This window comes from Sphingobium sp. VMM, assembly GCF_056790315.1.
Map to the genome: position 1 here is coordinate 253,021 of NZ_JBXGSI010000006.1, position 11,233 is coordinate 264,253.

Consider the following 11,233-nt stretch of genomic DNA (forward strand, 5'->3'; position numbering starts at 1 on the left):
ATGGCGGAACTCACCATCACCGAATGCGAACTGCATGCCTATGTCGACGACCAGCTCGACGCCATGGGGCGGCTGGAAGTGGCCGATTATCTGGTGCGCAACCCTGATGTCGCCGCGCGCGTGCTGGCCGACCTGTCGGTGCGCGACGCGATGCGGGCGCTGGCGGAGCGCGATGATCAGCCGGTGCCGCAACGGCTGCACGACAGCGCCCGCAAGGTGGAAGGCGCGCTGCACCGCAGCCGGCTGTTTCGCCGGTTGAGCGGAGGGCTGGCGATGGCGGCGGGTATCGTGGCTGCGGTGGCGCTGGGCGTGGGGAAGCTGAACATGGGGGGCGCGCCGACGGCGCAGGCGATGCCGGTCTTCATCGAGGAGGCCTTGATGTCGCACAAGACCGCGCTGGTGCGGTCGCATATGAAGTCGCAGCCCGAAATCCCGCATTTCGACCCGGCCGATGTCCGGTCGGCCACCCATATCAACGTGCCGGTACTGCCGGCGGGCTGGCGGGTGCTGGATGTGCAGCTCTTCCCGTCGGACTATGGGCCGAGCCTGCAACTGGTGATCGATGCGGGCGAAAAGGCGCCGGTATCGCTGTTCGCGGCGCGGGCTGTCACCGGCCTGCCGGAAACGCCGCGCACCCAGGTCGTCGACGGCGAGACCATCGCCTACTGGGCCCGCAAGGGCACCGTCTATGTGCTGACCGGCGTGGAATCCCAGGATTTCCTGCAGAAGCACGCGGCCGATCTGGCCAATAATCAGGACGCATGAATGAGCATTGATCTCTCGCAACAGACCGGCGCGCTGCGCCGGCGGGCAGATGTCTGCGTCATCGGCGCGGGCGCGGCCGGCATCACCACCGCGCGCCGGCTGCTGGCGACCGGGCATCAGGTGTTGCTGCTGGAAAGCGGCGGGCTGGACTATGAGCGGGAAACCGCCAACCTCAACGCCGGCAAGAATGTCGGCCAGGCCTATTATGATCTGGACGATGCGCGGCTGCGCTTCTTTGGCGGCACGACGGCGATCTGGGGCGGGCGCTGTGCTACGCTGGACCCGATCGACCTGCAGCGCCGCGACTGGGTGGCGGGATCAGGCTGGCCGCTGTCGTGGGACGAACTGCAGGATTATTATGGCCAGGCGCGCGGCATATTCGAGATTGGCGACGAGCCGGCCAGCGCCGAGGCGCTGAGCGCCCATGGCGTGCCGCTGCCCGGCTTCGACCGGTCGGAACTGCACATGCCGGTGTGGAATTTCGATCCGCGCTTCAACCGCTTCACCTTCGACGCGTGCCAGGATCTGCGCGACCATCCGCGCTGCGAGATCATCACCCATGCCAGCGTCACGCGGATCGTGACCAGGGATGGCGCGATCAGCCGGATCGAGGCGAAGGCGCTCGCCGGCGCGCATCTGCATGTCGAGGCCCGCGCCTTCGTGCTGGCGGCGGGCGGGATCGAGAATGCCCGGCTGCTGCTGGCGTCGAACATCGGCAATGAGCGCGACCAGGTCGGCCGCAACTTCATGGAGCATCCCCATGCCCGCGGCGGGCGGATCGTCGATGCGAAAGCCTGGCCGCTGCTCAAGGCGTTCGGCCGGCGGCACCGGATCGGCGGCCATGACATGGCGGCGCTGATCACGCCGTCTGCCGATCTGCAGCGGCGCGAGGGGCTGCTCAACAGTTCGCTGACCATCGTCGGGCGGCAACCGGCGCGGGCGTCGCAATTCTGGGGCATGCGGGCCTATGGCTCGCTCAAGCATGACATGTCGCCGACCCGCAGTGGCCGGCGGATGTGGATGATGACCAAGAAGGCGGCGACCTGGGCCCAGCGCCATGTCGATCCGCTGCGTCCCTGGCTGCTGCACCAGGCGGGCAAGCTGGAGATCGCGCTGCTGGTGCGGGCGGAACAGGCGCCCAATCCCGATAGCCGGGTGCTGCTGACGAAGGAGCGCGACGCGCTGGGCGTGCCGCGCGTGGCGCTGGACTGGCGCTTGTCGGCGATCGACAAGCATAGCGTGACGGGACTGGTCGATGGTCTGGGCCGTGAACTCAAGCGGCTGGGCATGGGCCGGGTCGAGCGGGCCGATTGGCTGGACGAGCCGGGCGAGCTGTGGCGCAACGATCCGCTCATCTCCTCCCACGCGATCGGCGGCTATCATCATATGGGCACGACGCGCATGGCGACCGATCCGCGCCAGGGCGTGGTGGATGCCGACGGGCGCGTGCATGGCCAGGCCAATCTCTATGTCGTGGGCTCTTCGACCTTCCCGACGTCGAGCTGGGCCAATCCGACGCTAACCATCGCGGCGCTGGCGCTGCGCACGGCGGATCGGCTGTCGGTCGCGCTCAACCGGCCGGTGGCGCAGCCGGTGCGCGTGCCGGGACTGGCGAAGGCGTCGTAGCGCTTGCTTTGAGCTTCGCCGAACGGCGGCGATGCGGTGGGAACAAGACATAGCCCCTCCCTGCAAGGGAGGGGAGTAGGAAACGTCCGCTTCTGGTCGTTTCTCGACAGGCTCGAAACGAACGGATGTGGTAGCGTGCGGGCTGGGGGCGTCAGTCGACCGGGCCGTGGAACTCCGCTTCGACGATGCCCAGGTGCCAGCCGGGCGGGACGGTGTCGGCGCCGGTGTCGCCGGCCTGGCGGGCGCTGGCCAGTTCCACCACCTTGCCGAAGGCGTCCTTGTCCTGCACCGGGCCGGTCTGGCGGATGCGCAGCGTCTGGCCGGTCGTGGCGGGGAAGCGCAGCGTGGTATAGCCAAGCTGCCGTTCGGTCTCGCCGCGCCAGACGCTCTTGCCGTCGATCGTCAGTTCGAGCGGATAGGCGCGCGAGCGCCAGCCGACCAGCTTCAGGTCGATTTCGCTGAGGCGCACCGGCGTGGCGAAGCGATATTCGATCCAGCCATTGTCGAGCTTGCCGTCGCTCGCCCAGCGGGTGAGTTCATTGTCGTCGACGGTGGCACCGGCATCGGCCTGTCCGGACCCGGCGCGAATATCCTGGGCGAGGAAAGTGGTGCGGTGCGGGGTGAAGCTGGGGGTGGCCGGCGTGGGGCCACGCACCAGGCTGCCGGGCTGGAAGGCGTCGGCGAAATCGGTGGACAGGCCATTCTTGGAAGCGGCCGGCAGCTTGGTCTGGATCGACAGGCTGGCGGCTTTGAGGCCTGGCGCGGTCGCGGTGAGCGATACGGTGCCGGCCTTGGTGCCCGCGCGGATCAGGACGCGGTTGACCCCGCCCTCCAGCGGCAGGTCGGGCGAGAGGATATAATTATCCTCCTCGCGCGCGGTGCCGGCATAGGAGGTGGTGCCGTCCGCGCCATGCGCCTTGGTCACCACCGCTTCACCTTCGGTCTGGCCGGCGCGGACCTTGCCCTGGCTGTCGCCCTGGGCAATGCCGCCGCGCCAGAGCGCCGGCCCCTGGAGGTCGAAATGGACCTTGCTGGCGTCGACCGGCACGCGGCGGCCCTGCGCATCGACGGCCTCGACATCGACCAGTGCGATGTCGGCGCCGTCCATGACGAAGCCGCGCGGCGAGACATGGGGGGTGAGTTTGAGCGCGACCGCCGGGCCGGTGGTCGAGAGGCTGAACTCCGAGGTCTTGCCATCGGCGTGGGTGGCGACCGCGCGCAGCGTGCCGGGGGCGAAGGCAATATTTTTCCAGCTGAAGAGGAAGCTGTCGCTGCGCTGGCCCTTGCCGAGCGAGCGACCGTTGAGGAACAGCTCGACGCTATCCCCATTGGACACGACGCTCATGTCCTTGACCGTGCCGGGGGCGTAGTTCCAGTGGCCGATAATGTGGGTGGCGGGGGTGACGCTGTCGACCCAGTCGTTCCACATCACCTGATGCGCGAAAAAGCCCTGCTTGGGGATGCGCACGGCGTCGACCTCACCCGAGCGGCGGTAATTATTGTCGCCGCGATAATGGGTGTTGCTGTCCGACCAGATGATGTTGACGCCGCCGGAACTGACGCGGGTGCCGGTGCCCGGCCGCATGACATAATAGTCGTTCCAGCGCTTCACATCCTCGATGGCGTGACTGTCCTGGTTGCGATTATAGGCGGGCGCATCCTTGTGGAAGGGCGGGGTGAAATTGTCCTGATAGGCGCGGGCGGCTTCGTCGCGGCTATATTCCATCGACCACATCGGATGCCTGGCGCTCTTGTTGATATACATCATCTCGCCGCCATATTCGGCGATGCGGCTGTCCAGCATCTCGCGTGATCCGATGGCGCGGCCGCCATGGGGATCGTACAGGTCGCGGATCGCCTTCATCTCCGCCATATGGTCTTCGCTGATATTCTCGTTCCCGCTTTCGTAGAAGAGGATCGAGGGATTGTTGCGGTTGTAGATGATCGCATCGCGCATCACCTCCTTGCGCTGGTCCCAGCGGCGGCCGGTCACGTCGCTTTCGGCGTCGCCCGCCGGCATCGCCTGCATCAGGCCGACGCGGTCGGCGGATTCGATGTCCTGCTTGGATGGGGTGACGTGCATCCAGCGGACGAGGTTGCCGCCGCTTTCCACCATCAGCGCGTTGGAGAAATCGCTGATCCAGGGCGGGATGGAGGTGCCGACGGCGGGCCATTCGTTGGAGGTGCGCTGGGCATAGCCATGGACCATGATGGTGCGGCCGTTGAGGTCGACCTTGCCATCGCCGAAGCGGGTCTGGCGGAAGCCGGTCTTCGTATCGACGCTGTCGATGACCTTGCCCTTGTCCATCAGGCTGGTCGTCACGGTGTAGAGATAGCCATAGCCCCAGCTCCAATAATGGAGGCCGGCTACCGGCGATGCGGCGGCGAGGGTGGCGGTCTGTCCGGGCGCGATCGAGGTGGCGGCGCTGTCGAAGCGGGCAATGCGGCGGCCGGCGGGATCGCGCACTTCGACGCGGAGCGACAAGGCGCGGGCGGCGGCGCTGTCGTTGCGGACCTGGCTTTCGGCATGGATGGTCGCGCGGCGGCCGGCGATGTCGAAACCGTCGGCCCAGACATATTGGCCGGTGGTGCCGAGCGACGAATAGAGCGGCAGCGTCTGATAGACTTGGCCCGTCAGGTGGAGCCGGACATTCTTGGTAATGCCGCCATAATTGACGTTGAAATTGTCATTATTCCACTGGAAGCCGCTGCCGGTGGCGCGTTCCTTGTACTTCCAGTCATTGTCGACGCGCACGGCGATGACATTGTCGCCGGGCTTGAGTGCGGCACTGATATCGGCGCCAAAGGCCATCACGCCATGTTCGGACAGGACGACCGAGCGGCCATTGACCCAGATTTCGGCGGCCTGGCGCACGCCTTCAAATTCCAGGAAGGCCCTGCCTCGCGCCGCATCGGCGGGGAGGCTGATATGCTTGCGATACCAGATGATGCCGGTGGACAGCGCCTTGATATCGCGGGCGAAGGCCTGGGTCTCGTTGAAGGCGTTGGGCAGGGTGACGCTTTGCCAGCCCTTGTCGTCAAAGCCGGGCTGCTGCGCACCGGCCTGATCGCCGGTGGTCATCAGCCAGCCGGGATTGAGATTATAGGTCTGGCGCGGCGAGGCGGTGACGGTGGAGGCGTCATGGGCGGCGGCGGGTGCCAAAGGCAGGAGCGGCGCCAGCGCCAGCAGGGCCAGGCCACCCCGCAACTGACGCATCCGCGCGCCGACAGCCGATTTCCGCTTCATGCCCTTGCCCTCTCCGAATATTGGTCAGGCCACTTTGGGCGATGCCGGACGAGGGGTCAATAGATATCCCTAAAAATGGATATGTGATCCATATATTGGTCAGTCAGGTGGGCGGCGTTTGTGGCGCCGCCCACCCGATCGAGAGTCAGCGTTCGCCCTGCTTGCCGGCGCCCAGATAGAAGCTGGTGTGCGGCGGCTGGTTATAGGCGGTGTTCTGCCAGGCGACGCCGAGGCGATAGACCGGGTCCTGCATCAGCGTCACGAAGCGGTGCGTGGTCGGATAGGGGGTGGTGTAGATGCGCAGTTCGCGATTGTCGGCGCTGCGCCACACCACTTCCTCGCGCCAGTCGCCGATCAGGTCGGCCTGGAGCGCCGGTGTCGCCTTGGTGCCGTTGTTGGACGACAGGCCTTCGGGCGAGAGCAGGGGGATTTCCCTGCCATTTTCCCAGTCCCATTTGGAAATGGTCGTCTTGTCGAGCAGTTCGCGCAGCAGGTCGCCATCCCACCAGATGGCGAAGTTCATCTGGCGCGGGCGCGGGCCGATCGGCTTGCCGGCGACGTCGAACAGTTCGGCCGAACTGGAATTCCAGAACTCGGCGCCCCAGTGGCGCGGATCGATATCGGCGGCGACGCCGCGGCCGGTGTCCTTTTCGGCCGGGGTGGACCAGAGCATCTGGCCGGTGCGCGCGTCGAGAAGGGCGGAGCCGATCATGCCATTCTGGCGCTGATCCTCGAACACGCCGAATTTTTCGAGGCCGGGGCGGGCGGGGTCGAGATCGCTGACATGCATGGTGTCGCCGTGGAAGAGCGGCTGGGTCCACAGCCCCTTGCCATCGTCATCGACCGCCATCGATCCGTAGATCACCTCGTCGCGGCCGTCGCCATCGACATCGGCGACCGAAAGCTGGTGATTGCCGCGCCCGGCATAGTCGCCCTTGCCTGGCTGGCTGCTGTCGAACAGCCAGCGCTGGGTCAGCTTGCCGTCGCGCCAGTCCCAGGCGGCGATCGCGGTGCGGGCATAATAGCCGCGGCCAAAGACCATCGAGGGCAGATGGCCGTCGAGATAGGCGACACCGGCCAGGAACCGGTCGGACCGGTTGGCATAGCCATCGCCCCAGCTTTCGGTCAGCTGCTGCGTCGTGGGATTGCCGCCGGGATAGCGCGGCGGATCATAGGGGGCGGTGGCCAGTGCCTTGCCGGTGAGGCCGTCGAAGACGGTCAGATATTCCGGCCCCTTGACGATGCGGCCCTGCATCGGCGCGACCTTGGTGCCATCGGCAAGGACTTTGGCGCCGGTGCGGTCGCGCTGCGGCACTTCGCCATCATGGCCGCGCCAGTCGGCCTTCGCGTCGCCGATCACCGTGCCGATGCCGTCGATCGTGCCGTCGGCGGTCTTCATCGCCACTTCGGCGCGACCGTCGCCATCGAAGTCGAAGGCCAGGAACTGGGTATAATGGGCGCCGGCGCGGATGTTGCGGCCAAGGTCGATGCGCCATAGCCGCGTGCCGTCGAGCCGATAGGCGTCGAGGAAGACCGAGCCGCTATAGCCGCCCTGGCTATTGTCATGGCTGTTGGTCGGATCCCATTTCAGGATGATCTCGTAACGGCCGTCGCCGTCCAGATCGGCCGCGCTGGCATCATTGGCGGTGTAGCTGAACGACTCGCCGGCCGGGGTGACGCCGTCGGCGGGGGGCGTGAGGGGGATGGAGAGATAGGATTTGTCCCACATCATGGCGGGGGAGGGGGCGCCCTTGTCGCCGATCCGCTGCACCGCATAGCGGCTGGTCGTGCTGCCCTTCCTGTCGACGAAGGCGGTGGCTTCGCCGACGCGGCTGTCATGGATCGGCTTGCCGTCGCGCAGCAGGCGGAAGCGGATGGTGGCGGGATCATCGGTCAGTAGACGCCATGTAATAAGCATGCCGCCGCCTTGTGTTGGTAGCGCTACCGCGCCACGATCAAGTCGTTCGGCCGCTATTCGGGCGGTGGGGCCAGTTGCTAGTGCCATGGTCGAAGTCGCCAGCCCGAGCATCATGGTAAAGGCCCGAATAGTGGTGCGCATTTGCATCAATCTCCCCTCTGGATCACTACTGATCCAAATATTAGAATTGCATCCCACATATAGGTTCAGTAACTCTCCGTCTAGAAACTGATTCGACGACCGTGGGGAAACGGAGTCGGTCATGGGTGTTCTGGGAGAGAGGGGATCGGCTATGCGCGAGCATACCACTGAAAGTGCACGCAATTTTTCAAACATCGCAATGGTTCGCCGGACGCTGAAGGGCGCCTCTGCCCTCGCCATGGCGGGCGTCATGCTGATGTCGGCTTCAGCCATTGCTCAGACAAATGACGAAGGCGAAAAGAAGGAAGGCGCCGTTTCGGCCGCCGATATCGTCGTCGTCGGCACCCGTGCCTCGCTGCAATCGGCGATCAACCGCAAGAAGGAAGCGAACACCGTCGTCGACTCGATCGTCGCCGATGATATCGCCAGCTTCCCCGACAAGAATATCGGTGACTCGCTCGCCCGCATCACCGGCGTCCAGCTGAGCCGCGAATTTGGCGAGGGCAACCAGATTTCGATCCGTGGCGTCGAGCCCGATCTCAACCGCGTCGAGATCAACGGTGTCAGCCAGGTCAGCGCGCTCGGTTCGCGCGCCGGCGACTTCCGCGAAATCGCGGCCGAACTGGTCAAGTCGATCGACGTCTACAAGGGCTATGCTGTCGACCTGACCGAAGGCGGCATCGGCGGCACGGTGCGCGTCGAAACGCGCAAGCCGCTGGAACTGAAGGATCCACTGATCTCGATGGTCGCGTCGGGCCAGCATCTGGATCTTACGGAAAGCTGGAAGCCGCGCCTGACCTTCTTTGCCGGTGAGCCCAAATTCCTGATCGATGGCTTGGGCATCCTGGTCAACGCCACCTATAGCGACGTCGACACACGCCAGGATTATATCAGCAACACTAATTGGCAGCGGCTGGCCGATTTCGATCATTCGACCGAGAAGACGGTCGCTAACCCGCTCTACAGCAACTATAATACATATGAGAGCTGCGCTGGCGTCGGTGGTGCGACCACTGGGGCCGCCACCGCCAACCGGCTGGCGTGCGAAACCCAGTTCTTCGACTGGGCGCCGACCGTGCCGCGCTATCGCCAATTGGTGCGTAATGACAAGCGCATCTCGGCCGATGTCACATTGCAATATCAGGTGGCGCCCAATTTCCGCGCCTATGTCAACGGCCAGGTCAATCTGCGCAACCAGAAGCTGCAGGACACCAACTATTCGGTGGATTTGGGTCGCATCGAGCGCTTCAACCTCGATCCGCAGCTGGCAGCCGGCGCGGGCGGCGGCACGTCGCGTCGCCGGGTCCAACTGGGCACTTCGACGGTCAACGGGAACCATGTCGTCACCGGCCTCACCACCGCGCTTGACGCCGTCAACATCGGCACCGCAACCAACCCCAACTGGAATGGTGCGGCGAACATCATCGGCGTGCAGCGCCGCGACTTCGATTATGACCAGGACAGCAAATATTTCTCGGGCGGCTTTACCTGGGAACCCAATAGCCGGTTGAAGATCGACGTGATGGGATCGCATGCGACCGCCCATACCGATCAGCAGACCAACCTCATTTCGCTGGGCACCAGCGTGTCGGGCATCACCATCGACCGCAACAATGACCAGGGACTGCCGGTCTTCAGCTTCCCATCCAATTTCGACCCCGCCGATCCGGCGGTCTATGCCGACTTCACCCGCACCGGCGCCAATGGCCAGGTGCTGCCGGTCTATGGCCCCGGCCTGCAATATCGTCCGGGTGAGTTCAACAATACCGAAGATCAGTTCAAGATCGACGTCGATTGGGAAATTGATCACCCGATCGTCAGCAAGATCGAATTTGGTGCCCAGGGGCGCAAACAAAAATTCCTGAACTATCAGGGTGGTGGTTCGGTCCTGCTGAATCCGACGACGATGACCTATCAGTCGTCGGCGAATGTTTCCTACACCACCAATATCGTTGCCAATCCGACCCAGACGCGCAACGGCAATACCTGGTATATGACGCCCGCCCAATATACCGCGCTGATCGGCGCGATTGGCGGTACCACGGGTGGCGCGCCGCTCTTTTCCGGCCTCAAGGGCGCGCCGGCTGGCCTGCCCACGGGGCTCGCCTTCCCCAATTTCGATGCCGAGGAACTGGGGAAATTCTACGATCTGTCGGGCTTCGATCATGATCTGGTCCGCTTCGCCGATGGTTTCCCGCAGGTGCCCAGCGCCAAGATCGACGAAACCGTGCTGGCGGGTTATGTCATGGCGGATATCGATACCCAGATTTTCGGCATGCGCCTGACCGGCAATGCCGGCGTGCGCTGGATGCATACCAAGGATGAAGGGACCGGCACCAATGTCAGCCGCGTGACCCGCTTCACCCCGACCGGCGGCACGGAAACCGTCGTTCTGGCGGCGCAATCGGTGACGATCAGCAACAGTTACACGGACATCATGCCGGCCTTCAACGCCAATCTGGAACTGGCGCGCGACCTGTTCCTGCGGGCCAACTGGGCCAAGAATTTGGCGCGACCGCGCCCGACCGACCTGGTGCCGAACATCAATTGTTTGGATGACATCACCATCACGGGCACGGACGATACCTGCACAGCGGGTAATCCGGCGCTCAAGCCCTATCGGGCCGACCAGTGGGAAGTGAACCTGGCCTGGTATCCCAACGCCGACACGATGCTGAGCCTGGGCTATTGGAAGAAATATGAATCCAGCTTCGTCATTCCCAATGTGACCCGCAGCGGCGTGGACCTGTTCAACGACGGCTCCAGCTATACGGTGCGCCAGCCGGTCAATGGCTTTGGTGCGCTGCTCGACGGCATCGAGGCGAATGCGCAGACTGCCTTCACCTTCCTGCCCAAGCCGTTCGATGGTTTCGGGGCTAGCGCGAATTTCAGCTATTCGCGGGCGTTGCGGACCAACCTCACCAACAGTGCGACCGGGGCGGAACTCAAAGAATATCCCGGCATGTCGAAATATACTTATAATGCCAGCTTCTTCTACGACAAGGATTGGCTCAATTTCCGCCTGAGCTACAATTATCGCTCCAAGTGGATGCAGACGGTGATTGATGCCAATAACGGCAATAACCCGCTCTATCGCAGGGGTGAAGGCTATCTGGACGGAAAGATCACGCTGCGCTTCCCGCAATATCATTTCAGTGTCTTCCTGGAAGCGCAGAACCTGACCAAGGAATCCACCAAACTCTATATCAATAGCGATATGCCGGTGGAGATGGCCTATCCCGGTCAGCGCTTCTTCGTCGGTATCCAGGGCAAGTTCTGATCCCATTCCCTTGGGGAAGGGCAAAGACGCGGTTCCGGGCATGTTCCGGGGCCGCGTTTTCTTTTGCGGGTGGGCGCAATGGGGGAAGGTCGGGTCATGGGAAAGGTGACGCGCCCGCTTTTCGAAAACCGCGGTGTGCGCCCCGGATCTTGGCAGCGGGCGCGTCACCCGTTCGATAACATCCGGACCCGTCCTGTCCTGCCGTTTGTCGGCACGATAGTTGTGCGTTGCGCGCAGAAATGGCGTGGATGCGCGC

5 protein-coding genes are annotated in these 11,233 nt (G+C 64.2%); 3 read left to right on the top strand and 2 right to left on the bottom strand.

Annotated elements, in window-relative coordinates:
• Together ACUCV3_RS10365 and ACUCV3_RS10370 are read left to right on the top strand one after the other, a co-directional pair.
• Positions 1-765, top strand: coding sequence for an anti-sigma factor family protein (locus ACUCV3_RS10365; protein WP_279730066.1), 765 nt, complete (start codon positions 1-3; stop codon positions 763-765).
• Positions 766-2,391 carry an FAD-dependent oxidoreductase gene (locus ACUCV3_RS10370; RefSeq protein ID WP_482240598.1) on the top strand — a complete coding sequence of 542 codons (1,626 nt, stop codon included), beginning with the start codon at positions 766-768 and terminating at the stop codon, positions 2,389-2,391.
• A 151-nt stretch (positions 2,392-2,542) separates the two neighbouring features.
• Here the strand turns inward: ACUCV3_RS10370 and ACUCV3_RS10375 are convergent, their stop codons facing one another.
• Together ACUCV3_RS10375 and ACUCV3_RS10380 are read right to left on the bottom strand one after the other, a co-directional pair.
• A complete protein-coding gene (locus ACUCV3_RS10375; protein ID WP_482240599.1) occupies positions 2,543-5,638 on the bottom strand; it encodes a DUF4982 domain-containing protein in 3,096 nt (1,031 codons plus the stop codon).
• 145 nt (positions 5,639-5,783) lie between these two features.
• A complete protein-coding gene (locus tag ACUCV3_RS10380; RefSeq protein WP_482240600.1) occupies positions 5,784-7,703 on the bottom strand; it encodes a rhamnogalacturonan lyase in 1,920 nt (639 codons plus the stop codon).
• Between the two features lie 193 nt (positions 7,704-7,896).
• On the opposite strand from ACUCV3_RS10380, the gene ACUCV3_RS10385 reads away from it, so the two are divergent.
• A complete protein-coding gene (locus ACUCV3_RS10385; protein WP_482240601.1) occupies positions 7,897-10,977 on the top strand; it encodes a TonB-dependent receptor in 3,081 nt (1,026 codons plus the stop codon).
• The last annotated feature ends 256 nt before the right edge of the window (positions 10,978-11,233 follow it).

What these genes read in the sequence shown, in the direction of transcription:
- ACUCV3_RS10370 (WP_482240598.1), top strand. Translation starts at nt 766, where the DNA reads ATGAGCATTGATCTCTCGCAACAGACCGGCGCGCTGCGCCGGCGGGCA.
- ACUCV3_RS10385 (WP_482240601.1), top strand. Translation starts at nt 7,897, where the DNA reads ATGGTTCGCCGGACGCTGAAGGGCGCCTCTGCCCTCGCCATGGCGGGC.
- ACUCV3_RS10365 (WP_279730066.1), top strand. Translation starts at nt 1, where the DNA reads ATGGCGGAACTCACCATCACCGAATGCGAACTGCATGCCTATGTCGAC.
- ACUCV3_RS10380 (WP_482240600.1), bottom strand. Translation starts at nt 7,703, where the DNA reads ATGCAAATGCGCACCACTATTCGGGCCTTTACCATGATGCTCGGGCTG.
- ACUCV3_RS10375 (WP_482240599.1), bottom strand. Translation starts at nt 5,638, where the DNA reads ATGAAGCGGAAATCGGCTGTCGGCGCGCGGATGCGTCAGTTGCGGGGT.